22 protein-coding genes are annotated in these 25,708 nt (G+C 46.2%); 16 read left to right on the top strand and 6 right to left on the bottom strand.

Going from position 1 to position 25,708, the window contains the following annotated elements; all coding sequences use genetic code 11:
* From ABTQ23_RS01105 to ABTQ23_RS01075, 7 genes are all read left to right on the top strand, one after another.
* Complete coding sequence (locus ABTQ23_RS01105) at positions 1-933, top strand: adenosylmethionine decarboxylase (protein WP_408613777.1); 933 nt, start codon at positions 1-3, stop codon at positions 931-933.
* Positions 934-964: 31 nt separating this feature from the next.
* Entirely contained in the window at positions 965-1,891 is a 927-nt protein-coding gene (gene speB, locus ABTQ23_RS01100) for an agmatinase (RefSeq protein ID WP_408613776.1), read from the top strand.
* A 168-nt stretch (positions 1,892-2,059) separates the two neighbouring features.
* Positions 2,060-2,236, top strand: coding sequence for a hypothetical protein (locus ABTQ23_RS01095; protein WP_408613775.1), 177 nt, complete (start codon positions 2,060-2,062; stop codon positions 2,234-2,236).
* A gap of 100 nt (positions 2,237-2,336) precedes the next feature.
* Positions 2,337-2,807 carry a hypothetical protein gene (locus tag ABTQ23_RS01090; protein WP_408613774.1) on the top strand — a complete coding sequence of 157 codons (471 nt, stop codon included), beginning with the start codon at positions 2,337-2,339 and terminating at the stop codon, positions 2,805-2,807.
* A 140-nt stretch (positions 2,808-2,947) separates the two neighbouring features.
* Positions 2,948-4,387 carry an aldehyde dehydrogenase family protein gene (locus ABTQ23_RS01085; protein WP_408613773.1) on the top strand — a complete coding sequence of 480 codons (1,440 nt, stop codon included), beginning with the start codon at positions 2,948-2,950 and terminating at the stop codon, positions 4,385-4,387.
* 29 nt (positions 4,388-4,416) lie between these two features.
* Complete coding sequence (locus ABTQ23_RS01080; RefSeq protein ID WP_408613772.1) at positions 4,417-5,142, top strand: glutamine amidotransferase-related protein; 726 nt, start codon at positions 4,417-4,419, stop codon at positions 5,140-5,142.
* Between the two features lie 56 nt (positions 5,143-5,198).
* Positions 5,199-8,012, top strand: a complete 2,814-nt coding sequence (locus ABTQ23_RS01075; protein WP_408613771.1) for a hybrid sensor histidine kinase/response regulator — start codon at positions 5,199-5,201, stop codon at positions 8,010-8,012.
* Positions 8,013-8,087: 75 nt separating this feature from the next.
* Here the strand turns inward: ABTQ23_RS01075 and ABTQ23_RS01070 are convergent, their stop codons facing one another.
* The 5 genes from ABTQ23_RS01070 to ABTQ23_RS01050 form a co-directional block, all read right to left on the bottom strand.
* A complete protein-coding gene (locus tag ABTQ23_RS01070; protein ID WP_408613770.1) occupies positions 8,088-8,345 on the bottom strand; it encodes a GrxA family glutaredoxin in 258 nt (85 codons plus the stop codon).
* 173 nt (positions 8,346-8,518) lie between these two features.
* Complete coding sequence (locus ABTQ23_RS01065) at positions 8,519-8,641, bottom strand: hypothetical protein (protein ID WP_408613769.1); 123 nt, start codon at positions 8,639-8,641, stop codon at positions 8,519-8,521.
* A gap of 299 nt (positions 8,642-8,940) precedes the next feature.
* Complete coding sequence (locus tag ABTQ23_RS01060) at positions 8,941-9,567, bottom strand: response regulator transcription factor (protein ID WP_408613768.1); 627 nt, start codon at positions 9,565-9,567, stop codon at positions 8,941-8,943.
* Positions 9,568-9,598: 31 nt separating this feature from the next.
* Positions 9,599-11,032, bottom strand: coding sequence for a sensor histidine kinase (locus ABTQ23_RS01055; RefSeq protein WP_408613767.1), 1,434 nt, complete (start codon positions 11,030-11,032; stop codon positions 9,599-9,601).
* Between the two features lie 104 nt (positions 11,033-11,136).
* On the bottom strand, positions 11,137-11,343 hold the full coding sequence (locus ABTQ23_RS01050) for a hypothetical protein (RefSeq protein ID WP_408613766.1): 207 nt from the start codon (positions 11,341-11,343) through the stop codon (positions 11,137-11,139).
* Positions 11,344-11,667: 324 nt separating this feature from the next.
* Here ABTQ23_RS01050 and ABTQ23_RS01045 point away from each other — a divergent pair, with 324 nt between their 5' ends.
* Both ABTQ23_RS01045 and pntB read left to right on the top strand, forming a co-directional pair.
* The gene (locus ABTQ23_RS01045) at positions 11,668-13,221 is read left to right on the top strand and encodes a Re/Si-specific NAD(P)(+) transhydrogenase subunit alpha (RefSeq protein WP_408613765.1); all 1,554 of its coding nucleotides are present in this window, start codon (positions 11,668-11,670) and stop codon (positions 13,219-13,221) included.
* Between the two features lie 13 nt (positions 13,222-13,234).
* Positions 13,235-14,698: a Re/Si-specific NAD(P)(+) transhydrogenase subunit beta gene (gene pntB, locus ABTQ23_RS01040; RefSeq protein WP_408613764.1), complete on the top strand. Its 1,464-nt coding sequence runs from the start codon at positions 13,235-13,237 to the stop codon at positions 14,696-14,698.
* Positions 14,699-15,038: 340 nt separating this feature from the next.
* On the opposite strand, the gene mqo is transcribed toward pntB, so the two are convergent.
* Positions 15,039-16,640 carry a malate dehydrogenase (quinone) gene (gene mqo / locus ABTQ23_RS01035; RefSeq protein ID WP_408613763.1) on the bottom strand — a complete coding sequence of 534 codons (1,602 nt, stop codon included), beginning with the start codon at positions 16,638-16,640 and terminating at the stop codon, positions 15,039-15,041.
* A 549-nt stretch (positions 16,641-17,189) separates the two neighbouring features.
* Between mqo and ydfZ the strand changes: the two genes are divergently transcribed.
* The 7 genes from ydfZ to ABTQ23_RS01000 all read left to right on the top strand — a co-directional run bounded on the left by ydfZ (position 17,190) and on the right by ABTQ23_RS01000 (position 25,637).
* Positions 17,190-17,384 carry a putative selenium delivery protein YdfZ gene (gene ydfZ, locus ABTQ23_RS01030; RefSeq protein WP_408613762.1) on the top strand — a complete coding sequence of 65 codons (195 nt, stop codon included), beginning with the start codon at positions 17,190-17,192 and terminating at the stop codon, positions 17,382-17,384.
* A gap of 170 nt (positions 17,385-17,554) precedes the next feature.
* A complete protein-coding gene (gene recG / locus ABTQ23_RS01025; protein WP_408613761.1) occupies positions 17,555-19,630 on the top strand; it encodes an ATP-dependent DNA helicase RecG in 2,076 nt (691 codons plus the stop codon).
* Positions 19,631-19,727: 97 nt separating this feature from the next.
* Positions 19,728-20,015 carry a type VI secretion system PAAR protein gene (locus tag ABTQ23_RS01020; protein ID WP_408613760.1) on the top strand — a complete coding sequence of 96 codons (288 nt, stop codon included), beginning with the start codon at positions 19,728-19,730 and terminating at the stop codon, positions 20,013-20,015.
* A 548-nt stretch (positions 20,016-20,563) separates the two neighbouring features.
* Positions 20,564-22,648 (top strand): TonB-dependent siderophore receptor, encoded by a 2,085-nt coding sequence (locus ABTQ23_RS01015; protein ID WP_408613759.1) that lies wholly within the window; start codon positions 20,564-20,566, stop codon positions 22,646-22,648.
* Between the two features lie 55 nt (positions 22,649-22,703).
* Positions 22,704-23,819 (top strand): ABC transporter substrate-binding protein, encoded by a 1,116-nt coding sequence (locus ABTQ23_RS01010; RefSeq protein WP_408613758.1) that lies wholly within the window; start codon positions 22,704-22,706, stop codon positions 23,817-23,819.
* Between the two features lie 11 nt (positions 23,820-23,830).
* Positions 23,831-24,625 carry an ABC transporter ATP-binding protein gene (locus ABTQ23_RS01005; protein ID WP_408613757.1) on the top strand — a complete coding sequence of 265 codons (795 nt, stop codon included), beginning with the start codon at positions 23,831-23,833 and terminating at the stop codon, positions 24,623-24,625.
* Positions 24,612-25,637 (top strand): FecCD family ABC transporter permease, encoded by a 1,026-nt coding sequence (locus ABTQ23_RS01000; protein WP_408613756.1) that lies wholly within the window; start codon positions 24,612-24,614, stop codon positions 25,635-25,637. The genes ABTQ23_RS01005 and ABTQ23_RS01000 overlap by 14 nt, the downstream gene beginning before the upstream one ends.
* The last annotated feature ends 71 nt before the right edge of the window (positions 25,638-25,708 follow it).

Below are 25,708 nucleotides of genomic sequence, written 5' to 3'. Positions count from 1 at the left end.
ATGTTATTTTTTGAAGGATCGGAAAAAAAACTGGAAATTGTCATGCGCCCGAAGAGCGAATCGCTGCGCTCTCTCGGGCAGCAATACTGGCAACAGGTCGTGACCAAAGCTCGAGCAGACATTCTCTGCTCGATGTCCAATGATCAATGCGATGCCTATTTGCTCAGTGAATCCAGTTTGTTTGTCTGGGACAACCGTTTTTTAATGTTAACCTGTGGCACCACCACGCTGGTGGATGCTGCAGCGCATTTTATCCGTGACCGAGGCCAACAGAGCCTGGATTTTGTCAGTTACCAGCGTAAAAACGAATATCTACCGCATCGTCAGCGAACCACGGTTAACGATGATTTAAAGAAATTTCGGACACTCTTAGACATCAAGGCGCACCAGTTGGGTTATCTCGATACCCATCATCACTTTTTGTTCCATTATGCTCACCCGGATTATCGCCCGCCCAGCCACGATATCACCGGTGAACTGTTGATGTATCACATTAGTGAACAAGCGGCTAAAACGTTGCTCAACCCAAGCTCCATTGAATCCATCCGTGAATTTTTAGCACTCGATGAACTGCTTGATGGGTTTATGTTCGATGATTATCTATTTGAACCATTTGGGTATTCCGTTAACCTGATCAAAGACGATCACTACGCAACCATTCATATTACGCCGCAGCAATGTAGCTCTTATGTTAGTTTTGAAACGAGCCTTGATTTAAGTGGTGAGTACCATTTTATTGTCGAACATCTTTTAAATAAACTGCAGCCTCGAGCATGGGATTGCATTGGCTTTAACGCCAAGCCCCATGTTCCAGACAAGAGCGATTACCTGTTGCTGGGCGAATGCCAGTTACCACTTGAATGTGGTTACAAAGTTGATTTTAATTATTTTCTGGATAGTCATCAGACCCCGTTGGCAGTCCGGGAGCTGTAACATAACCGATTGTTGTTCATAAGGATTATTCATGGCAACGCTTGCTAATTTTACCGATTATTCCCTGTATTCAAATGCCTTTGGCTTTATGCGTCGGGAACTTAACTTTAAGCCACAAAAGAGCGATGCCGATGTGGTCATTACCGGCTTGCCTTTTGATTTGGCAACCTCTGGACGCAGTGGATCTCGGCAGGGCCCTAGCGCTATTCGTCAGGCATCGGTACACCTGGCTTGGGAAGAACCTCGTTGGCCTTGGTCATTTTGCCTATTTGACCAGCTCAATGTCGTAGATGCAGGCGATCTGGTGTTTGACACTGGGGATGCCGCACAATTTTGCCAGCGTCTGAGCGATTACAGCTTAGAACTTGCGCAAAACAACAAGTTTCAACTGAGCTTTGGTGGCGATCACTTTGTGACTTTGCCACTGCTTCGAGCTCACGCAGCTCATTACGGCAAAATGGCGCTCATTCACTTTGATGCTCATACTGATACCTATTCACAAGGGAGTCGCTATGACCACGGCACGATGTTTTATCATGCGCCGAATGAAGGGCTGATTGACCCCGCGCACTCAATTCAGATTGGCATTCGCACCGCTTATAACCGAGCCAATCATCCGTTTGCCGTCATTGATGGTGCTCAAGCCAATGAGCTATCAACAAGCGATATAGTTCAGCAAATCGTCAAACGGGTTGGCAATCTTCCAGTCTATCTCAGTTTTGATATCGACTGCTTAGACCCTGCCTTTGCCCCAGGAACCGGGACACCGGTTTGTGGCGGTCTATCCACTCACAAAGTGCTGAGTATTTTACGCCAGCTGGTTGGGATTAACTTGGTCGGAATGGATGTGGTGGAAGTTGCCCCTGCCTATGATACCAGTGAAGTCACCGCTCTGGCAGCCGCAACGATTGGCTGCGAGCTATTGCATGTACTGAGTGCCACTGGCAATAAAGCCTAACTTGTCTGATTTGGGCCAGAGCATTCTCTGGCCTGTTCATTTTTTAGCCAACCTATTGAAACACTTGCCTATAGCGGTTGACATCCCTATCAGTAATCGCGATGATGCCAACCCTATCAATAAACTTAAAAATAAAGATGGTATAAACCCATCCCAAAAGAGAGTCGTATGACGAAAAAGTTTGGTTACTATGCCTTATTGTTGTTGGTCATTCTCATAGTCTGTCAAATCATCAAGTTTGCCTTAACCATCACCTTATTTACCATGGCTGCAGTTTTTATTGTAGCTCTGATGGCTCGCATGCAGTTTAAGCGACTTAAAGCGCGTTTTTCACGGCGCTCATAGCTCTACTCATCGCTAAAAAAGCGCAAAGCGAATATAGATTCACAATCTGGCACTGGACTTGCTCTTAGTCATTTATTATTCATAAATACGATGACTTGTTATGCAGATCCAAGCTTACCAACAACCCCACGTTTTAGCCGACACCAGCGACAAAACTCAAAATAAAGCCGCCCAAACAAGCACCTCTCAAACAAGCGCAACAATCGCGCCGATGGCAGCGCCAAAGCCTGTTAAAGCGCCGCAGCACGGGGCTCAAATGGGTCAGCTACTCGAGCATCTCAAAGGCAATAAGCAAGTTCAGAACTACGTCAAACAGATGATTGCCGCTATCGACAGTGGTAACTTCAATACCCAGAAATTTGCCAGTAAAGCTCCGGCAGAGATGCAACGACTTGCCACCAAATTCGGCATTGATTTGCCGCAGCAACTTAATGTTTTTCATCAACAATTACTCCGAGGTGGACAGCAGCAGGAGCATCTTGCTGGGCATCCGCAACTACGCTTTCTTAAATTTGATGGTGGCAACACAGGAATCATGCATCAGTTGGCAGCCATTAATACCAACGCGTAAGTGACATGCAACCCTGAGTATTTCGCATCTGCCAGATTGTTTCGCCGCTCTGTCCGTGGTAAGAATAAGAGCATTCGATCAATGCATTGATAGCGTGTGATGCCAAGCCATTATGCGCCAGAAACGACTCAGGAATCATCATGACTCAGCAGCTGCATAATTTTGTCAATGGCCAGCACCAACCCAGTAACAGCGGACGATTTGGCACAATTTACAATCCGGCCACCGGTGAACTTTGTGCCGAGGTTGATTTAAGTAGCGCAGCTGAGGCCAATGGGGCGGCAGAGATTAGTGCTCATAGTCAAAAAGCGTGGGCCAAAGTTGCGCTCAAAGAGCGCCTCGCGGTGCTCGAACAGTTTGGCCAATTACTTAAGCAAAACTTAGCACAATGCAGCGAGCTCATCGTCCAAGAACATGGCAAACCTCGCTCTCAGGCAGAGCTAGAACTCACCAAAGCGCTGGAAGTGATAGGCTCATTAAGCGCCTTAATGCAAACTTGCAACTGGTCTGCCCAAGCACAAAACAGCAAACCTTATGCCCAACCATTGGGAGTGTGCGTTGGAATCACAACCAGCCTAATACCCGCATTGTCTGCGCTTTGGCTGTTTCCTATCGCGCTGTGTTGTGGCAACAGTTTTATCTTAAAGCCATCTGAGCGCACCCCATCCATCGCTTTAAAATTTGCCGAACTACTGCAACAAGCCGGTTTACCCGATGGCCTTTTTCAAGTGATTCAGGGCGACAAAGAAGTGGTCGATGCGTTAATTTCGCATCCGCAAGTAATGGCGGTTAGTTTTATTGGCTCGACACACATAGCCAAAACAGTCTATCGCAAAGCCAGCGATGCGGGTAAACGGGTTCAAGCTCTAGGAAGCGCTAAAAATCATCTGCTAGTTGCAGATGATGCCGACTTACAACTGGTCAGTGATGAACTGATGAACGCAGCCTTTAGCATGAGTGGTCAAAATTGCATGGCGGCATCCGTGGTTGTAACGACCAGTGATGCGATTGCCGATGCGTTAATAGAGCGGCTCATACCACGGATTCAGGCGCTTAAAATCGGCCCCGGCAATGCCCAACCAGAGAATGACATGGGCCCATTGATAAGCGAAGCGCAGCTACTAAAAGTGCGTGGCTACATTGAACAAGGCGAGAAAGATGGCGCACAACTGCTGGTGGATGGTCGCGAACTCAACTACGAAACAGGTTATTTTGTCGGTGGCAGCTTGTTTGACCAGGTATCGTCGCAAATGCGCATCTATCGCGAAGAGATCTTAGGGCCTATCATCTTAATCATGCGAGAACACAGCTACGAACAAGCACTATCGGTGATTAATAGCCACCCATTTGCCAATAGCAGTGCTATCTTTACTAACACAGAGCAATTAGCAACAGACTTTTGTCAGCGAGTTGAAACCGGTAACGTCGGGCTCAATGTTGCATTAGCTGAGCCAGCGGCAGATCAAAGTATCAGTGGCTGGAAGCAATCATTATTTGGCCCATTGGGCGTTTGTGGTCCAGATGGACAACGATTTTTCACACGCCAGAAATCAATTACCAAACCATTGGTAAAAAAATAGTGGCGTGCAGTGTGTGAATGGAGTTCAGAATGAAAATTGCGATTTTAAATTGCGACGAAGTCGACAGTGATTTAGTCAAAAAATATGGTGAATATGGCGACATGTTTGTCACCACATTAAGCGCTCGTAAAGAAGGCCTTAAGTTCACCCAGTTTGATGCGCTGCATCGGCAACTGCCTGATGATAAAGAGGACTTTGACGGTTACATTATTACCGGTAGTCGCCATAACAGTTATGATAACGACCCTTGGATTGTCGAGCTGATGCAATGGGTACGAGAAGCGGATAACTTAGAAAAACATGTGGCTGGCATCTGTTTTGGTCATCAATTAATCGCCAGAGCCTTGGGGGCTGAGGTTAAAAAGTCAGAAAAAGGCTGGGGTCTTGGTAGCACCACCGTACAGGTTCAACATCGCCCTGACTGGCTAAACAAAGTACCAGCGCAGCTTAAACTTTGGGTGTCACATCAAGACCAAGTGCAAAATTGTCCGCCGAATTGCCAAGTCATTGCCAGTAGTGATTTCTGCCCGGTATTTATGCTGGCTAAACAATCACATATATTTACCGTTCAAGGCCACCCCGAGTTTGTTGAAAGCTATACTGAGGTATTACTGGAAAAACGTCAGCCATTTTTAACAGCCGCTCAATATAACAAAGCGAAACAAAGTTTGAATACTGAAGTTGACTCATCGGTAGTTCTAGACTGGATCTTGGCGATGTTTGCACAAAGCGCGCCGAATGCTAGACAAAACTGACGCGGACCAGTACTTTAACGGCATCCTCGCCTCTGCGCCGATAAAGGACCTGTGACGTGTGGCAACTAAAAAATTTATCGACACGTAAGTTATTTATACTCTACATCAGCCTAAGCGCCCTGCTTATGGGTGGGGTTGGTGGTGTTGTGATTTATCGCCAGAGCGTCAAAGTCGTCGCCCAGATCCAAAAAGAAACGATTCAGGTCGAACTACAAACTGCAAAAAGTTACCTGCTTCAATATATTAATGACCAAGAAATTGCATATCGGCGGATAACCTCGCTATCGGATGTTATCCGTGCGGTCAGTAGCGACCAAAAAGTAGATACTCAGGCTTTAACCAATCAGCTTGCTCAGGCCCAAATTTTTACGCAAAAAGCCCAATTGGCACTTTTTGATAGCCATAGTCAGGCAATTATTAATCAGCTTGATCTGCCGAAAAGTAAGGTTATGAAAGTTGTTGGGCGAATCCTCACCGGCTCGCCCAGTGATGTTATCTTGCAGCTGGTACAACGCAACCAGCATCAATTTTTTACCCTTTATTTACCGGTCGTTGCCCAGCAACGCATCATGGGGGTGATGGTTGCCAAGCTTGATTTTAATCTAGCCTATTTCTTCTCAACGATTACCTCTAGCCATAATCGTTGGATTGGGTTGAGTCAGCCATCGGCTGGTATCGACCTGTTCCCACGCGATCGCAACCTCTGGCAAGTCTATGAGATCCCACTGGGATACTCAGATCTTATTATGAATTACGCGGTGAGCACTCATGCGCGTATCGCGCAGCGCAATAACCTGCTCTACCGTTTGGGCTCAATGCTAGCTATCAGTGCCGTTTTAGCACTGATATTAATTTATCTACTAGGGCAGCGATTACTGGTTCGACCATTTCAAGAGCTCACTCGCAACCGAGAGCAACTTGCTCAGCACAGCCAATTATTAGTAGAAAGAGAAGCGGAGGCCAAACGCTTAGCGCAGGTTGCCCAACATGCGCACGATGCGATAGTCATCTGCGATAAGCGGGGCCTAGTCACTTGGGTCAACCCAGCATTTACCAACCTGACTGGCTACAACTCTCAAGAGGTATTAGGCAAACATCCAGGAACTCTTTTGCAAGGCCCTGATAGCGATTTTCAAACTCGCCAGCGGATTGGTGAGGCGCTAGCCACACAGCAAAGCATTCGCACCGAAGTACTCAATTATCGAAAAGATGGGCAAAGTTATTGGGTCGATATCGATATCACCCCCGTGCTCAACAGCGAAGGAAAATTAGAAAGCTTTATCGCGGTTCAACGTGATATTACCGAGCAACGCCACTTAGAAGAGTCTCTGCGCCAAGCGCTCAGCCGAGCCAAAGATGCCAACAATGCTAAATTACGATTCCTCGCGCAGATGAGCCATGAGATCCGCACCCCAATGAATGGCGTATTAGGGATAGCTCAATTATTAGAACAAACTGAACTCAACGAGCAACAGCGCCATTATCTTGATGATTTGTATCACTCGGGCCAGCACATGATGGTGCTTCTAAATGATATTCTGGATTTCTCAAAAATCGATGCCCAGCAGTTGCAGCTCGAATCAGCACCATTCTCACTGACTGAAGTCATCGATGGCGTCAGAAGTACTTATGCTGCACTAGCCAAACAACAAGGCATTGAATTTAGACTTAAAACCAAGCTCAAAGAACCTAATATAATTGCTGACCGCTCACGCATTCGCCAAATCATTTTAAATTTGGTGAGCAACTCAATGAAATTTACCCAGCAAGGTTTTGTCGAACTGACCCTTAAGGATCTCTACAGCCACCAGCAGTTATATTTAGTGATCCGCATTAAAGACTCCGGCATTGGTATTGAACCCAAACGCCAGGAACAAATCTTTGAAGCCTTTACCCAAGCAGAATCATCCACCACTCGGCTCTACGGCGGTTCAGGGCTGGGGCTTGCGATTGTTCGCCAGCTCTGTCAGGCGATGGGCGGCGATATTCGCCTGCGTAGTAAACCTGGCCAAGGAGCGATATTTACGGCGATTTTACAGGTCAAACCAACCACTTCATCACTCGAACCACAGAAAATTGCAGCCAGTCAATTTAAAGCCAACCAACTGCCGTTACTCATCGCCGAAGATAACCGAACCAATGGGATGATTATTAAAGCGTTTTTTGCTAAACGTGGATTTCAATGCGCGCTGGTGATGAATGGCGCACAGGCCTTAGAAACGATGCAGACGCGAAGTTATCCGGTGATTTTAATGGATAACCACATGCCCGAGATTGATGGCATTGACGCCACCCGGCAGATTCGCCGCATGAAAGCACCGGAATGTTATGCTTTGATTATTGGCTGCACAGCAGATGCCTATAGCGACACTCGCAGTGAAATGCTCAGTGCCGGGGTCAATGATGTACTGACTAAACCGCTGCAAAATGATGCTATCGACATCTTACTGCATCGCTATGAACAGCACTTTCGCAATTGGCAGATCTGGCGCGAAAACAGCACAGAATTAGGGCTGGCTGATTTAGCTGAAGCCAGCGACTGGCTCAAGCATCGCCCCTACTCATTTCGAAGTGAGGCTATCACTTTTTTAAAACAACACTCATACCTGTGGGATCAACTCAACGCCGCTATTGTTGATGAGAACTGGCCTGCAATTGAGAAGCGTCTAAGTGAACTGCTTGGCAATGGTGAGCAGCTTCAAGCAACACAGCTCATTCAAGCCTGCCACTATTTTAAACAGTGTGTCAGCGTGCAAAAATTACCGGATATGCTCTGGCTGCGACAATTTCAGCATCTCCAACAAAATATTCACCAGCGACTTCATCAGTGGCTTGAGCTAATTGAAAACGAGCTTAACAACCCAAGCTAGCCGTTAAATGACAGCGACAAAAAAGGGCTGATTCTCATCAGCCCCAACAACACAACATATGTAAGCAACGAGCGATTAGAGTTCAAACGTGTCGCGCATCATTGCTTCAAATTCGGTACAACCACCAATCGGTTGTTTGTCGACAAACACCTGAGGAACCGTTTCTACTTCTTTACCGACAGATTTTGACAAGTCAGCTTTAGAGATCCCTTCTTCGTAAATATCAACATAACGATAGTTAAAATCATCTTGGCTGTTTGAGAGTTGCTCAGCAAGTTGTTTTGCTCGAGTACAATAAGGACAGCCAGGACGTCCAAAAATCACAACATGCATAATGAACTCCTTGTAACATTCAAATTAGTATTTCTTTAAATTGGTGTTTACTATAGCGTCTAAGATGAACAGTTGAAAATCGAATTTTTCTTGTACATCCATTGACTCAACCTATAAGTAATATAGGGTCAAAAACACAAATAAAAACCCCCGGACATATACCGGGGGGAAATTCAAGCTTTAGCCTGTTGAGGTTCAGGTTCTTCTGGCTCTTCATGAGGCGCATTCACGGGAATCCGAACAAAAAATCCCAGACCCGTTGCATAGCAACGGTACTGCTGTTTTGCTTGTTCCATAGTCTATTTACCTCCCTTCTAATCGTGAAATCATTGAAAGGGGTTTCATTTCGTCACACAGGAAGAAAAATGGGAAAGATCCCAACGACAGAACAACAAGATAAAATAGACTGTTGCGCTTATTTAATACCACTAGTGATAAACGCTAAATGGAAAACGGCTGATTCATTAGCTAAAAAATAACCAGCCGTTCTGACAGAATCTCCTTAAAGGAGATCTAAATCCATGATTTAGATCATGATATAAAGATTTTTGTCATTAGGACGTAAAGCCGAAAATCTCAACAATAAGATCTAGCGCTAAATACTATTATCCAGCTCGCCTGCGACCATTAGCATCCGCATCAGATGAGCCAGACTACGAGCCTTCATTTTCGACATAATCCGTGAGCGATGAATTTCCACGGTGCCTTGAGCAATATTTAAATCGATCGCGATGACTTTATTCGCTTTGCCTTGAGCAACCAGTTCCATCACCTCTTTTTCTCGCTTGGTCAACGACTCTATGCGCTCGCAAATCTCCTGCTTCATGGTCAAATCCACACGGTTTTGCTCATCCTGTTCAAGCGCTTTTTCAATCTTGCTTAACAGGTCAAACTCCCGAAATGGCTTTTCCATAAAATCAAAAGCGCCACGCTGCATCGCTTCAACCGCCATAGTAATATCACCATGGCCGGTAATAAAGATGATCGGCATAATACAGCGCTGCTCGTTTAGCCGTTCCTGAAGCATCATACCTGACATGCCCGGCATGCGTATATCCAGCAACAAACAGCCATGAACATCCGCATAAGCGTCAAGAAATTCACTGGCATCAGCAAAACTCTGATAATCATAGCCAACGCTATCGACCATCAGTTCAATCATATCGCGAATCGATGGATCATCATCCACAATATAAATCAGTGGTTTTGCTTCTTCATTCATCTTCATCACCTTTATTATGGGTCAATGCCCTTTATTCATGATTTTTTGCCGCAAGAGTGAGCTCAAAACAGGCTCCGCCTTGAGAACTATTATAGGCAGTGAGCTGGCCATGGTGCGCCTCGACAATCGCACGGCTAATCGCCAGCCCAATCCCCATACCGTCATCTTTAGTCGTTACAAATGGCGAGAATAATGTCTCTAGGACCTTCTCATCAATCCCCGGACCATTATCCATAACCTGAATGCAGACTTCATCTGCATCATCGCGCGTTTGCGCTAATATCTTAACGGTTCGCTCGCCGCTCTGCTCTTTGAGCGCATCGATGGCGTTTCGCAATAAATTCAGCAATACCTGCTGAATTTGAATTTTATCCACAAAAACTTCGTCATTGTGAACCGATGAGAGATCTAATTCTATATTGATTGAATACTGTTCAGCGCTATGGCGAATAATCGCAACCGTTTCCTCAAGCAGCGCACTGACGGTAATCAGCTCTTGGGTAGTTTTACGCGAACGCACAAATTCCCGCGTCCGACGGATAATTTCCGAAGCTCGCAGCGCTTCGTTTGAAATTTTAGTTAACGTCTCATCGACTCGTTCAAGTTTTTGCTGAGCTAAAAACCGTTTACTGATATCGGCATAACCGGTAATTGAGGCAAGCGGCTGATTTAGCTCATGCGCCAAAGAGGTCGCCATCTCGCCCATTGTCACTTGGCGGTCCATCCGCGCCAATTGCTGCTGCATTAACGCGCGTTGCTCGCTTTCGGCCAAGCGCTGACGGTTTTCCTGCTCAAGACATTGTGCCATATCGTTATAGGCATCGACTAAATCATCCAGTTCATCATTTTGCCGTTTATTTCGCTGCAACCTTAACGGCTGGCCACTGAGATGACCATCGTCCCCACGCAAATAGGCAACAATTTGAATCAGATATTGTCCGAGGAAAATATGGAAAATAAACAACATGAACAATACGACCATCGCCGCTTTGAACAAGTTGGAAATTAACAGTGTTAACGCATAACGAATCAAATCTTGCTGAATTTGATTGGTATCGATAACAACCGCTAAAGCGCCTAATTTTTTGCGTTTGCCGTGATCGACATGCTGCAGAGGGAAATTATATAAAAAGCTATCTGGCGGCGCGGGATGGCCCACTGCAAAATATTGACCATCATCTAAAGATAAACGAACTTCCATAATAAATGGCAAGTTAATCATCCCATTTAACTGAAGCTCGATAAGGTCGGTATTATAATCCCAGACACTTTCGGTCAGTGCTGGCACCCACGAATCTTGAATAATATCGGCTGACTGGCGCACGTTACTCATATCTAAACGATATTGCAGATACAACTGAACGCCCGTGACCGTTAAGGTTAACAGGGAACTAAATAAGACAATGGCCAATACTAGCCGTCTGGCCAGACGACTATCTCGAAAAGACCAACTTTTACGAGCCAAAAGCAATTATTCCGTGTTATCGACTAAAAACACTATATTGCCAGAAGCCGATACAGAATCCTATGACTAAATAGCCATCACCAATAACTGTAATGTGTATTTACTTAGTGAGAACGCTTATGACGCTGACTCTGTTGGGAAGAGCGTGACGAATGGCGCATTTTGGAAACATCGATCAATAACCAGAGCAAGATGACCAACCCGGCAAACGGGGCACCAAACTGTAAATATAGACTCATCAAGCCAGCAAAATAGCACAAAACTGGAACAACACCCACTAAGACCAACAACAGTGCTAAATATGCAAACATCCGCTTACTACCTAAAAAATCTATTAATTATTATATGGTTATTGGGCTTTTTGAACAACACCCTCAACCGAAAAAGCGGCGCATTTTCACACAATAGTCATAAAAATGCATCAATAATCGCAGATTTGCAGATAACTTGTATTTACATTGATTATCTATAAAAGAGTTAGTAACTTAACAACATGACTTTTAATCAAGTTCTCACCTGGGCTGTTGTGTAGAACTACAATAAAATCATGGCTTGTCCAATGCGAAGTTGTACGCATGACACCCCTTTTCATAATGGCTGGTGTTAAAGCTGGCCTTAACCATTAGGACATCACTATGCAAATTGGAGTACCCAAAGAAAGCCGGGAAGGTGAAGCACGGGTCGGCGCAACACCCAAAAGCGTCTTGCAACTGACTCAGCTGGGTTATGAGGTTATCGTTGAAAGTGGCGCAGGTGTGCTGGCTAACTTTAACGATGATGCCTATCAAGATGCCGGAGCAACTATCGGCGATCGCAATGCAGCGTTTGCTTGCGATATTATTCTCAAAGTTCATGCGCCCACCAGCGAAGGCGATGACTGTGAGCTGAGCCTTATTTCACCCGATGCCAGCGTCATTAGCTTTGTCTGGCCCAAACAAAATCCCCAGTTACTTGAGCTCTGTAAAAGCAAATCAATTAACTTGATGGCCATGGATATGGTGCCCCGCATCTCTCGTGCCCAATCGTTGGATGCGCGCAGTTCTCTGGCCAACGTGGATGGCTATCGCTCGGTTATCGAAGCGGCGAATCATTTTGGACGTTTCTTTACCGGCCAAATCACCGCTGCCGGGCGTATTCCACCTGCCAAAGTCTTAGTGATTGGCGCAGGCGTTGCTGGACTTGCCGCGATTGGCACCGCCAACAGCCTCGGCGCGCAGGTTCGCGCCTTTGATACTCGCCCAGAAGTAAAAGAACAAATCGCTTCGATGGGCGCCGAATTTTTAACTGTTGATGTCAATGAGCTGGCCACCAGTGGCGATGGCTATGCCAAACAGATGAGCCAGGAATTTATCGATGCCGAAATGGCACTGTTTCGTGAGCAAGCCGATGAAGTGGACATCATCATTACCACCGCGCTCATCCCGGGCAAACCTGCCCCCAAACTGATTCTCAAAGATATGGTTGAGCGCATGCAACCAGGCAGTGTTATTGTGGATTTAGCAGCAGCTAATGGCGGTAACTGTGAACTGACCAAACCCGGAGAAATCGTGGTTGAGCACGATGTAACCATCATTGGCTTAACTGAACTATCCAATCAAGTGCCAGCCCAAGCCAGCCAGTTGTACGCCACCAACTTGGTGAATTTGCTCAAATTGCTAACACCTGAAAAAGACGGGCAGATGGTGATTGATTTTGAAGATGAAGTCATCCGTGGGGTTACGGCCGTACGCGAAGGCGAAATAACCTTTCCACCACCCGCGATTCAGGTCAGCGCCGCGCCTAAAGCTCAACCGAGCGAACCAGAACCGACATCGGCCCCAGAGCCAAAACCTTCTCGTCCTTGGCTTAAACCTGTCATCGCCGTTGTTGGTGCGCTGTTATTTGGTTGGGTGGCGGCCAATGCTCCGACTGAATTTGTGCAGCATTTTACGGTGTTTATCTTAGCCTGCGTGGTCGGCTATTACGTGGTCTGGAATGTCACCCATTCACTGCATACGCCACTAATGAGTGTCACCAATGCCATTTCTGGGATCATCATTATTGGGGCCTTTGTCCAGATGAAAACGACTAGCACCACATTGATGCTGATTTTATCAACCATTGCAGTGTTAATTGCCAGCATCAATATTGTCGGTGGTTTTGCTGTGACCCAGCGGATGCTCAAAATGTTCCGCAAAGACGGCGAGTAAAGGAGGACTCATTATGTCACATGGATTACTCATCGGTGCATATCTTATTGCGGCACTATTATTTATCGCCAGCCTCGCTGGACTCAGTAAACAGCATACAGCTCGACGCGGCAACTTGTTTGGTATGATTGGGATGGCCATTGCCATCATTGCTACATTAGCCAGCGCGCAAGTTTCAGCGGGCGGTTGGCTCATCCTCATCGCCATTATTATTGGCGCAGCAATTGGACTGCGGCTTGCAATGAAAGTTGAAATGACCCAAATGCCGGAGCTGGTAGCGATGCTACATAGCTTTGTCGGGTTAGCGGCGGTGTTGGTCGGATTTGCCAGTGCATTAGAGCTAGGCCAGCATCTTGAACAGCTGCAGATGGTCAACCATCAATTGGACCAAGTTGCTAAATTCTTAGGCAGCGCCGCACAAACTCAGCAAGTTTTACACAGCGGCCAAAGTGCCCTCATCATTCATCAGTGGGAGATATTTTTAGGTATCTTTATCGGGGCCGTGACCTTTACCGGATCGATTGTCGCATTTGGCAAATTAAATGGCCGATTAAAAAGCGCGCCTAAATCACTCCCCGGCAAACATTGGCTCAATTTAGCGATGCTTATTGTGTCATTGATTCTAGGGCTGGTATATGTCAGCAACGGCAGCTTACTCGCTCTATTTGTCATCATGCTGATAGCTTTTGTCTTTGGCTATCATCTGGTCAGTGCCATTGGCGGCGCTGATATGCCCGTGGTTGTTTCGATGCTCAACTCCTACTCGGGTTGGGCAGCTGCCGCATCTGGGTTTATGTTAGGGAACGATTTGTTGATCATCACCGGCGCCTTAGTGGGTAGCTCTGGGGCGATTCTTTCGTACATTATGTGTAAAGCGATGAATCGCTCGTTTATCAGCGTGATTCTCGGTGGATTTGGCGTTGAAGGTGGCACCATCAGCGATGCTGAGCAAGGTGAGCACCGCGAAGCTTCTGCCAGTGAAGTTGCGCAAATGCTCAGCGAAGCGCAGCGCGTTGTCATCGCACCGGGCTATGGCATGGCAGTGGCGCAGGCGCAATATCCAGTCGCGGATATGACCAGAAAACTGCGCGACAAAGGCGTGGATGTACGCTTTGCCATTCATCCTGTTGCCGGAAGATTGCCAGGGCATATGAACGTACTTCTGGCCGAAGCGAAAGTCCCCTACGATATCGTCTTTGAAATGGATGAAATCAACCCAGATTTTGGCCAAACCGATGTGGTTTTGGTGATCGGTGCCAACGATACCGTCAACCCCGCCGCAAAACAGCCGGGGAGCCCCATTGCCGGGATGCCAGTTTTAGAAGTTTGGGAAGCTCGCCAAGTTGTGGTCTTTAAACGGTCCATGGCCACAGGTTATGCAGGGGTACAAAACCCATTGTTCTTTAAAGAAAATACACAAATGCTGTTTGGCGATGCCAAAGACAGTGTGGAACAAATTCTAAAAGCTCTGGGATAGTTGCAATAAAAGTTGCGATAAAAAACAAAGCCCTCTACATGCGGGCTTTTTTACTATCGATTACAATAAAATAGCTAGGGGCTGTTGACCTTTTGTGATTAGTTTTGCGGCAATCTGAGAGGAATTTAGGCAGATAAACGTTGTGCCGTGTAGGTCTGCACAAAAAACGTTTAACGCTGGATAAATTTCTCTCAGATACTGCCCTTCGGGTTCATTTAAACGCATCCTGAACTTTGTTACACCCTGCTTGGCTTAACTCATTAAGAGACACAGGATGCGCCGCGTTCAAAATGCGTTTAATTTGAACAAAATTCAACCACCAAAGATTAACACCCCCTAATTAAGAGTGCTCTTCTAAACTTAAACTGTCAGCCATCTGCACAATCTCTTGCCACGTTTTAATAGCATTTTGGATCTCTTTACCATCAAATTGATGGGTCAATTGCAGAATTTGTCCGGTAAGTTGCAACTCATGTTCATTAAGCTGAGCATTATTATTAAGTGATACCCCATAAGATGGGATCATCGTTTTAATCTGTTTTTGCCAGCGCTCGCTTGAAAATTCATCAGCAAAACAACGCTCCAGCAATTGCAGCATAATCGCAGCTGAAGTAGATGCACCAGGAGATGCGCCAAGCAGCGCACTTAACGAGCCTTGTTCATCACAAATCAGCTCCGTACCAAAACGCAGCTCACCTGATTTACCCGGCTCTTTTTTAATAATCTGCACTCGCTGGCCCGCTTGCCATAACTTCCAGTCATCTTCTTTGGCTTGTGGGAAGAACTCTTGTAAAGCCTGATAGCGAGCATCGCTACTTTGACATAACTGCCCAATTAAATATTTCACCAAGTCAAAGTTGTGCAAACCAACCTGCACCATCGGCCGCAAGTTGGATAAATTCAGCGAGCCAAACAGATCCCATAACGAGCCGCTTTTTAAGAACTTGCTCGAAAAGCTAGCAAATGGTCCAAACAATAACAATTGTTTGCCATCGATAACACGCGTATCTAGGTGTGGCACTGACATTGGTGGCGCGCCCACAGCGGCTTTACCATATACTTTAGCTTGATGTTGACTGACTAGTTCTGGATTTTCAGTCACTAAGAATTGTCCGCCGACCGGGAAACCACCGTATTGACGAGCCTGAGGGATCCCTGATTTTTGCAATAATTTAAGTGATGCCCCACCTGCGCCAATAAAGACATGCTTCGCATAAACGGTGCGTCGATTCTGTTTATTGTTGCGCTCGGCAACGGTTACTTCCCAGCCTTGTTCGACGCGATTCAGTTCACAGACTTCATAGCCGACACTGAGTTTAAAATTCTCATGTTGCAACAACAGCTGCACCATCTGCCGAGTCAAAGCGCCAAAGTTAACATCTGTACCCAGCGCCATGCGAGTTGCCGCAACAGGTTGCGATGGGTCACGCCCCTGCATCACCAATGGGATCCAATTTTTTATCGTGTCATGATCTTCGCTGTATTCCATCGCTTCAAACAAAGGACTCTGAATCAACGCCTCATAACGCTTGCGTAAAAACTCTACATTTTTCTCACCCCAGACAAAGCTGACGTGTGGCACGCTATTGATAAATGAACTTGGCTCACTGATTAATCCTGAGCGAACTAAATAAGCCCAAAATTGGCGAGAAAGCTGAAATTGCTCATCGATACGAATCGCTTTGGTGATATCAATTTCACCATTTGATTTTTCTGGCGTGTAGTTCATCTCGGCTAATGCGGAATGGCCTGTCCCCGCATTGTTCCAGCCGTTACTGCTCTCTTGCGCAACGCTATCGAGGCGCTCAAACAGCTCAATTTTCCAATCCGGCTCAAGCTGGCTTAAAAAGGTGCCTAAAGTGGCGCTCATGATACCGCCACCGATCAGCACAACATCAACCAGATCTCGGCTATGAGATTCAGAACTTGTAGAATTTGGCATTTTATTGGTTCACTCAAAAATATTGCAGCAACTTTTCATCGCCAAGACCAAATCCTCCCACAAGAGAAATACTTGTAGATACGGTCTAACGATTAACTTAACGAGAAACGTTGATAGTATGCTTTGACAAAAGCACTCCGATCACATTCGGAGCGTAAAATCTAAAAGACACATTAGTCAAAGGTGTTGGACTACTGGTCAATATACCACCATTAGTGGATGGCTCAAGTATTGATTTATTCTCAATACACTTATTAATAAGCCCGTCAATGGGCAATTATCACTCATATCATTGATATTGTTATATCTTCGTCAGAAAAAATAATTTTGATTAATTTTAGAACAATTCTCAAATCCATTTTAAAATGAGACAGAGCTCACATTTTATTATTATTTTATTCAAATCAATCAATTATCCAACTAAAGACAATTTCCTTAAAATTTCATTTAACCATGGCTTAATGTGACAAAGATCTGATCAATAACAACAATCTGTTCTTTAACAGGCTTACAATAATTTCGTCTTTTGGAATGATAAGGAGAACAAAGATGACCAAAGTCTACGATCTCTACCATAACGAATTACAACCCGGTCAACGAGTCCTGATTCGAGAAACTGGTGAAATCGACCAAATTGAAAAAATCAATGCTGATAATCTCTCACCTTACGCCGCTGAACATAATCAATGTGTACAACTAAAACAGAGTACTTGTGCGCCTATTGATATCGCTCGACTTGGCTAATCAGCAAGACCCATAAAGCCAGGGCCAATCTCTTTGGGCTCTGGCTGATAGCAATTTTAATTCCAAACAGCCTTTTAATTTTTCAATCCAATAGTCCCTAACGGATAAAGCTGATTTTAATCAGCCAATTGCATATACTAACCTTAAATCCTGATCATATTTACAGTGGTATGCAGCTGGAACAAACTCCGATAACAGTGCTTAAAGGCGTTGGTGCAAAGTTAGCCGAGAAACTACAGCGACTCGATATTTCAACGCTGCAAGACTTATTGTTTCATCTACCACTGCGCTATGAAGATCGCACCCACATCTGGCCTATCAGCGATTTAATGCCTGGCGTACACGTTTGTGTCTGCGGCATGATTGATAAAGTGGATACACTTTATGGCCGACGCCGAATTTTAAGCTGCCGCATTAATGATGGCAGTGGCGCGCTAACCCTCATCTTCTTTAACTTTAATCAGGGCCAAAAAAAGGCCATGCAACAGGGATTAAAGCTTCGAGCATACGGCGAAATTCGCCGCGGTAAACACGGTTGGGAAATCGTTCATCCGGATTATCAGATTTTTGAGGCCGATGAAGCACTCAATCTAAATGAGCAGCTCACCCCGGTTTACCCCACAACCGAAGGGCTGCGGCAAATTTCTCTGCGCCAGCTAAGCGATCAGGCGCTGCAATTGCTTGAGCAATATCCGCCGCAAGAGCTCATTCCAGAACAAACAGGCCTGCTTCAAGCTTTACCCAAATTGGCTGATGCACTTAAAGCGCTGCATCGGCCCGCACCAGAGACACATCTGGCTGATTTAGAAGATGGTAGCTACCCACCATTGCAACGATTGGTGATTGAAGAGCTTTGCGCCCATCAGTTAAGTCTCTTGACGCTTCGCCAACAGGCGCAAGCTGAATCTGCGCAAGTTTTGCCGAGCGCCCCAGAGCTTGAGCAGCAATTTCTCGCTCAGCTAGGTTTCACCCCAACCCACGCCCAGCAGCGAGTCGCCCATGAAATCAGTCAAGACTTAGCACAAAGTTGGCCGATGATGCGCTTAGTCCAAGGTGATGTGGGCAGCGGCAAAACACTGGTAGCGGCACTCGCGGCACTGCAAGCGCTGGCACAAGGCCAACAAGTTGCGTTAATGGCCCCAACGGAAATTCTCGCCGAACAGCATTTAAATAACTTTACTGATTGGCTTACGCCACTGGGGTTTTCTATCGATTGGCTAGCTGGCAAACAAAAGGGAAAAGCTCGCGAAGAGGCGCTCGCTCGCATCGCCAGTGGCCAGACGCAAATGGTGATCGGAACCCATGCAATTTTTCAAGATCAGGTGCAATTTGCCCATTTGGCACTAGTTATCATTGATGAGCAGCACCGTTTTGGCGTCCACCAGCGCTTGGCGCTTCGCGAAAAAGGAGCCCATGGCTTTGTACCGCATCAATTGGTGATGACCGCAACCCCAATTCCACGAACACTGGCAATGACCGCCTATGCAGATTTGTCACTCTCGGTGATTGATGAGCTACCGCCAGGGCGCACGCCAGTGACCACAGTAGTGGTTCCCGATACGCGCCGCGAGGAAGTGATCAACCGCGTTCATCAAGCATGTCAGAGCGAAAACCGCCAAGCCTACTGGGTATGCACACTGATTGAAGAGTCTGAAGCACTGCAGTGCCAAGCGGCTGAAGATACCGCCGCGCAATTACAACAACAGCTTCCACAATTGCGTATTGGCTTGGTTCATGGGCGCATGAAAGCTCAAGAAAAACAGTGGGTCATGGACGAATTTAAAGCCCATCGGCTGGATCTTTTAGTCGCAACGACAGTCATTGAAGTGGGGGTCGATGTGCCTAATGCCAGCCTAATGATTATTGAAAATCCAGAACGCCTCGGGCTTGCCCAGCTGCATCAGTTACGCGGACGCGTTGGCCGCGGACAAATCGCCAGCCACTGCGTATTGCTCTACCACAACCCCTTGTCAAAAACAGCGACGGCTCGTTTAGGCGTATTGCGCGATAGTAACGATGGCTTTGTGATTGCTGAACGCGACCTTGAAATTCGCGGCCCAGGAGAGATGTTGGGCACCCGTCAAACCGGGCTAGTTAGTTTTAAAATTGCGGATCTGATGCGCGACCAGACGCTGCTAGCACCGGCCCGAGAGCTTGCTAATCAAGTTCTTAGCGAACACCCGGAATGGGTCAAGCCGTTAATTCGCCGCTGGTTAGGCCATCGGGATAAATATGTCCAGGCGTAACCTTGGCAATTAAGTGTGAACATTGAACACTTTATCTTTTCAGCAAAGTTACGCATAATATGTAACTTATTAATAGCTTTGCAGTGATGGAGGACTCATGCCTAAAGCGGTGATTGTCGGTGATATTGGAACAGCTCATGATGGTTATTATGCAACCCCGGTAACAGCAGGGTCTGGAACTGTAAAAATAGATAATATTCCAGCGGCTCGAGTGGGCGATCCGCTCGCGCCACATGACAAGCCCAACAGTCCTAAACACTCACGAACCATTGCCTCAGGTTCATCATCGGTCATTATTGATGGTAAAGCCGCGGCGATTACCGGTGGCAGTGTTGATTGTGGCGGCGTCACGATTGGCACCACAAGCGTGAATATGGGCGCTTAGCCCGCTTTTTTAATTGTGACTGCGTGGGCACTTTAAGATAGTTTTCAAATTGGCCCACACTGGCTCATTGCTTTTTTTGTCATCAAAACAAAAAACCTGAAAATATTGACATATTTCAGAATTATATTCTAAACAGATAATATTTTTGTTTTTATACCCTACAGTTCAACTTTAAAAACTCATTAAAAAACATAATATTCTGAATTATCTACCAAAATTTATCTCTTCCAGCAAATCTCGTTAATTGACAAATATCAATCTAATGACAAGTTACCTACTTATTCATATGACAACTATTTGACAAAATATATCTTGTATGTGACCTTCGTTATATAAAAAAATACATAACGAAAATCATCCAATGCAGTCCTAAATTGGTTGATGTCTGAACTCTGTAATAAACCCGCGCTGCTCTGTTCGCATGCCTGCCCGACTCGGTATTGATTTGTATTTTCTCGACTCACGCATCGACAACAAAGATCGACAAGCACAATAAGTTTGGGTCTGGAAGATATGTGGTTTTTGCTTTTAATACGGATATTACCAATATGGATACGTTTAAACGTAGTAAATTATCGCTCGCCATAGGGATATTTTGCGCCAGCAACATATTCTCTCCTGCATTTGCCGATGACTCAAACGCCACGACAACAACCAACAATCAGAGCTCTGAAGTCACCGCCGAGCCGCAATTGGTTGTTCAGGGTCAGAAAAGTACCAAAGCTGACGAATATTCTCCCAAAGAGGCCTCACTGGGTGCTCTGGGCAAACAAAAATTGCTTGATTTGCCCTATTCAGCAACGGTATTGAGCGAAGATCTACTCGAAGATCGCCAAATCAGCGGCCTTAATGATGCTCTAAAATATGATTCATCCACGCAGATGGAAGCTCGTGGTGGCGTCGATATTGGCCGCCCGCAAAGCCGCGGGATGGAAGGTAGCGTAGTTGATAACAGCCATATCGATGGGATGAACGCAATTATCACGACCGCACAGCCCATGGAACTGTTTGAGCGAGTAGAAATTATTCACAGCTTAACGGGCGCCGTGTATGGACCCGCAACCCCAGCGGGCAGCTTTAACTTTGCCTTTAAACGCCCAACCAAAGAGTATTTAAATAAACTCACCGCAGGCTATAGCAAAGATGGGGCTCACACTCTGGCCGGTGATTTTGGCGGCTCGCCCTCTCGCTATGTTGGTTATCGGTTTAATGTATTAAAAGAGCAAGGTGATGGTTATGTTTCAGGTTCATCCTTAAACCGCAAGATGGCCGGTGGTGCACTTGATTTTCATCCGTTTGAACACACCACCATTGAACTTAACGGCAGTTATTACAAATACAAACGATTTGGTTACCCTGGCGGTTTTAGCTATTCAGCGTCAACCGGCCTTCCCAAAGCATTCGATCCGAAAAATACCAGCTATTCAAACAGCGCTTATGGTCCAACATTAGATACCACTATGGAAAGCGCCAAATTAATTCAACAGATTAATTCAAACTGGTCATTGACCGCTGGCGTTCTACACCAAATTGCGCGGCGCACACTCGATAGCGTGCGCAACACCATCGGCAGTGATGGCACCGTCACCACTACGACTCGCGATGCCAGCCCAATGCGCTTTGTCATCACCAGTAACACCGCTCATTTAAACGGCACCGTGCATACTGGCTCAATCAAACACTCATTGGTGGTTGGAACCTCCGGATATAACTGGGATATTTATCGCAGCTCGACTCACTCGAGCAAAACCAAAGTGCAATCGTTTATGCTTAGCGATCACATTGACTTTAACCGCTATTTCTCAACATTACTGATTGGCAGTTATGGCAAATTTGACGAGCTGAGCTATTCCGACGGTAAAAAAGAGACAACTTATAAAGATCATGGACTCAGCTCCACGGTCTCGCTGATGTATAAACCGTTCGACACACTGACGACCTACATTGCGCATGCCGATACCTTAGAAGCAGGTTCAGCAGCGGATGATGATGCCGACAATGCAGGCGAAGTCATCGCACCTTTACGTAGTAAACAATGGGAGATTGGAGCCAATACCGATTGGGGACTATTGCAAGGCCATTTAGCATTATTCCACCTCACGCGCCCTTATGCCTACACCAACAGCGATACCAATATCTATGGCGTACAAGGCAAACAGCGCAACAACGGTATCGAACTCTCGTTAAATGGCTCGCCACTGTCTCAAGTCGAAATGATGGGTTCACTCACCTACATCGATGCCAAATTGAAAGATGGCTATAGCGAAGATGTCTCCAATAAACGGGTTGTGGGGGTTCCTCGTTATCAAGCGAATCTGTTAAGCGAATATGACTTTCGAGCCATCGAAGGATTATCGCTAAACGCCGATGTTCACTATGTGGGCAAACGAGCTGCAGACAGTACCAATGCGACTTGGGCGGGTTCTTACACCACATTGGATTTAGGAGCCAAATACGTCACCGATAAACTCTATGGGAAAAAACTGACCGTACGACTGAACGCAACCAACGTGACCAATCGCAAATATTGGGTATCGATCTTTCCCGGTAGTATCTACGGCGATGGCAACTCAGCAAGCGCCTTCTTAGGGGCCCCTTTGCAAATGAAATTAAGTGCAACCCTTGAGTTTTAAAGCCAATTAAATGCTGGCATCAAACTGATGCCAGCACTTTGCCAAGGAAGATACGATGCAAGCAAATTTATCATTCTTTTTAAAAGCTAAGGTGTCAGTGTTGTTGGCTCTGCTCATCTGTTCAGTGAGCCCATTTGCGCTGGCGCAAATCCGCTCATCCATACCGACGGTGCAAAGCAGTCAGCCGCGGCGCATAGTGACCTACTATGGGCATGTAAAAATATCGGTGCCGCAAAAAATTAAGCGTATCGCCTGCGCTTGGGAAGCGCAAAACTCTATTCTAGTGATGCTCGGCGCTGGTGATAAAATTGTTGCCACTACAAAAGTTGCGAAAAGTATCCCGGCCTTTACCCAAATCGATCCGGCCATTCGCCACGCTCAACTGGTGACGATGGGAGGAGCGAATGATCTCAACGCTGAACATCTCATCACGCTGCACCCTGATATTTTATTCGTCCCTGAAGGCTTTTCTAAAACCAAACAGCGTCAACTCGAGCGGGCAGGAATTGCGGTCAGTGCTTTTCATAGCAATTCGATGCACTCACTCATTGAGCGCGTTTTAATTACCGGGAAATTGCTAGGTCCTAAGGCTTATCAAAAAGCGCTTCGTTATCAGGCCTATTTTAAACACAACGAGCAGTTGGTTAGCGAACGCTTAAAATCAATCCCGCTCGATCAACGCCGCAGTGTTTATCTAGCCTCAGGGCAACCGTTAACCACCACCGGAAGCCCTTCTTTAAATCAAGATTGGATGGATTTATCCGGGGCTATCAATATTGCTAAAAATTGGCAGTTAGGTTCATTTCATTACGGGCAAGCCAATACCAATATTGAATCGATTATTGGCGCAAATCCGGATGTTATCGTCACCATGTTTGCACGCAGCGCCAAATCCATTGAGCACAACCGGCAATGGCAAACAATCAATGCGGTTAAAAACGGGCACGTTTTAGTTAATCCCCGCGGGCTGTTTTTCTGGAGCAGGGAAACCTCAGAACAAGCGCTGCAGTTTCTATGGATGGCCAAGACGCTCTATCCCAAAGCGTTTAGCGATATTGATATGATCCATGAAACCATTCGTTTTTATCAGAAATTTTATGATGTAACACTCACGCGCACCGAGGCTCAGAAATTTTTGCATCCTGGGCCACTTGTCATTGTCCGTCACTAAAGGAGTCAAGCATGCCAAAGGCTCTTTGTGAACTTGCGGTTAAACAGGTGAGTTTCCACTATGGTGCTCAGCCTATTTTGAATCAGATAAGTTTAAGCGTTACACCCGGTGAGATTGTCGCGCTGCTCGGAGCCAATGGCGCGGGTAAAAGCACGCTTTTACAGCTCATGCTGGGGCTAATTAAACCATCTTCGGGGCTGGTGTTACTCAATAACAAACCCCTTAGCCATTATCGGCGCAAAGAAATTGCTCGCCATATTGCATACGTGCCGCAGCATCATGAATGTCCATTTCCATATAAAGTTTGTGATGTTATTGCGATGGGATTGTTTAGCCAGCGCCATTTTTTAGGTGCTTCGCCAATCGACAGCCAAGCACGAATTATGAAGCTATTAGAACGATTTCATCTGGCCCATTTAAGCCAAAAACCTTATCCACAGCTCTCAGGCGGCCAACAGCAAATTGTGCTGATGTGTCGAGCACTCATTCAAGGCGCAAGTATTTTAGTACTGGATGAACCAGCCTCAGCCTTAGATTTTGGCCATCAAGCGCGGTTACTGGCGCATCTTCGCCAGTTAGCCTCAACTGGCCTTGCAGTTGTGATGAGTACCCATCATCCACAACACGCCACCGCGATAGCAACCCGCGCGGTATTGATGAGACAAGGCCATTTGATAGGTCAAGGCAAACCAGCAGAAGTACTGACCGAGACAAAACTAAGCCAGCTCTATGAGCTAAGCCAGGATGAACTTAGTTTGGTTTGTCAAAGGCAAATTAAAAAGGATTACGCCGATGCAATGGCATAAAGTTCACAGTTACAGCCAATTTTTACTCCTGATTATCATCCTTCTGGCGACCTTGCTCATAGCCCTAACTATTGGCAATTATCCTGTGCATCTAATGGATGTCATGCATTTTGTGAGCGCCTCTTTGGGATGGCAAAAGATGGCGCCCCAACAGTGGAACATTCTTGATGATATTTTTGTGCAAGTTCGCTTTCCGCGGATCCTTGCAGCTATATTAGTTGGCATGGCGCTAGCCACCGCAGGTTCTGCCTACCAAGCTATCTTTCGCAATCCACTGGTTTCACCAGGAATTTTAGGCGTTCTAGCCGGTTCTGCGTTTGGCGCTACTCTAGCGATGTTGCTTAATCAGAGCGATGGCGTACTGCAAATTTGGGCCTTTGGGTTTGGCTTGTTTGCGGTGGTGGTTGGTATTGTCATTGGTCAGCTGTTTGGCTCCGGATCGCTGGTGATGCTCATTTTGGGAGGAATGATTAGCTCAGCGCTTTTTAGCGCACTGTTATCGATTGTTAAATATGTGGCGGACCCACAAGATCAGTTGCCATCGATTACCTATTGGCTAATGGGCAGTCTTGGTCGGGCAAATCTCACCCAAAGCCTATATCTGGCGATACCCATCGGTGTGGCGACGGTTGTCTTGTGGCTATTAGGACGCGCGATTGATGTGATGTCAATGGGCGATCAAGAAGCTAAAACGCTAGGTGTTCCAGTGGTTTTCATTCGCTATCTGGTCATTGCTTTGGCAACGCTCATCAGTGCGTTATCTGTTTCTATCGCCGGCATGATTGGCTGGATTGGTCTGCTCGCGCCACACGTTGCAAGGCTCCTCGTGGGCCCAGGCAATAGCCGATTGCTCCCAGCCAGTACCATCCTCGGAGCAGTATTTTTAGTCATTGCTGACTGCATTGCCCGCTCCGTCGCAGCGGTTGAAATTCCAATTGGGATCATTACCGAATGTTTAGGTCTGCCGATGTTTATTTTGGTGTTACATCGGGTGAAAAAAGGTTGGAATTAACACCCAACAATCAGTTTTTTCTTCGCAAGAGACGCTTAAAACCGCTTAATAAACGGCATTGATTGTTGATA

This window comes from Celerinatantimonas sediminis (assembly GCF_046054195.1).
Classification (GTDB): Bacteria; Pseudomonadota; Gammaproteobacteria; order Enterobacterales; family Celerinatantimonadaceae; genus Celerinatantimonas.
This window is presented reverse-complemented; position numbering and strand designations above follow the sequence as displayed.

Bases quoted from the DNA above. Each gene is read 5' to 3' on its own strand.
- pntB (WP_408613764.1), top strand. From the start codon at position 13,235: ATGTCACATGGATTACTCATCGGTGCATATCTTATTGCGGCACTATTA.
- mqo (WP_408613763.1), bottom strand. From the start codon at position 16,640: ATGCCAAATTCTACAAGTTCTGAATCTCATAGCCGAGATCTGGTTGAT.
- recG (WP_408613761.1), top strand. From the start codon at position 17,555: ATGCAGCTGGAACAAACTCCGATAACAGTGCTTAAAGGCGTTGGTGCA.
- ydfZ (WP_408613762.1), top strand. From the start codon at position 17,190: ATGACCAAAGTCTACGATCTCTACCATAACGAATTACAACCCGGTCAA.
- ABTQ23_RS01105 (WP_408613777.1), top strand. From the start codon at position 1: ATGTTATTTTTTGAAGGATCGGAAAAAAAACTGGAAATTGTCATGCGC.
- ABTQ23_RS01015 (WP_408613759.1), top strand. From the start codon at position 20,564: ATGGATACGTTTAAACGTAGTAAATTATCGCTCGCCATAGGGATATTT.
- ABTQ23_RS01010 (WP_408613758.1), top strand. From the start codon at position 22,704: ATGCAAGCAAATTTATCATTCTTTTTAAAAGCTAAGGTGTCAGTGTTG.
- ABTQ23_RS01065 (WP_408613769.1), bottom strand. From the start codon at position 8,641: ATGGAACAAGCAAAACAGCAGTACCGTTGCTATGCAACGGGTCTGGGA.
- ABTQ23_RS01080 (WP_408613772.1), top strand. From the start codon at position 4,417: ATGAAAATTGCGATTTTAAATTGCGACGAAGTCGACAGTGATTTAGTC.
- ABTQ23_RS01005 (WP_408613757.1), top strand. From the start codon at position 23,831: ATGCCAAAGGCTCTTTGTGAACTTGCGGTTAAACAGGTGAGTTTCCAC.
- ABTQ23_RS01045 (WP_408613765.1), top strand. From the start codon at position 11,668: ATGCAAATTGGAGTACCCAAAGAAAGCCGGGAAGGTGAAGCACGGGTC.
- speB (WP_408613776.1), top strand. From the start codon at position 965: ATGGCAACGCTTGCTAATTTTACCGATTATTCCCTGTATTCAAATGCC.
- ABTQ23_RS01000 (WP_408613756.1), top strand. From the start codon at position 24,612: ATGCAATGGCATAAAGTTCACAGTTACAGCCAATTTTTACTCCTGATT.
- ABTQ23_RS01095 (WP_408613775.1), top strand. From the start codon at position 2,060: ATGACGAAAAAGTTTGGTTACTATGCCTTATTGTTGTTGGTCATTCTC.
- ABTQ23_RS01020 (WP_408613760.1), top strand. From the start codon at position 19,728: ATGCCTAAAGCGGTGATTGTCGGTGATATTGGAACAGCTCATGATGGT.
- ABTQ23_RS01050 (WP_408613766.1), bottom strand. From the start codon at position 11,343: ATGTTTGCATATTTAGCACTGTTGTTGGTCTTAGTGGGTGTTGTTCCA.
- ABTQ23_RS01070 (WP_408613770.1), bottom strand. From the start codon at position 8,345: ATGCATGTTGTGATTTTTGGACGTCCTGGCTGTCCTTATTGTACTCGA.
- ABTQ23_RS01090 (WP_408613774.1), top strand. From the start codon at position 2,337: ATGCAGATCCAAGCTTACCAACAACCCCACGTTTTAGCCGACACCAGC.
- ABTQ23_RS01060 (WP_408613768.1), bottom strand. From the start codon at position 9,567: ATGAATGAAGAAGCAAAACCACTGATTTATATTGTGGATGATGATCCA.
- ABTQ23_RS01085 (WP_408613773.1), top strand. From the start codon at position 2,948: ATGACTCAGCAGCTGCATAATTTTGTCAATGGCCAGCACCAACCCAGT.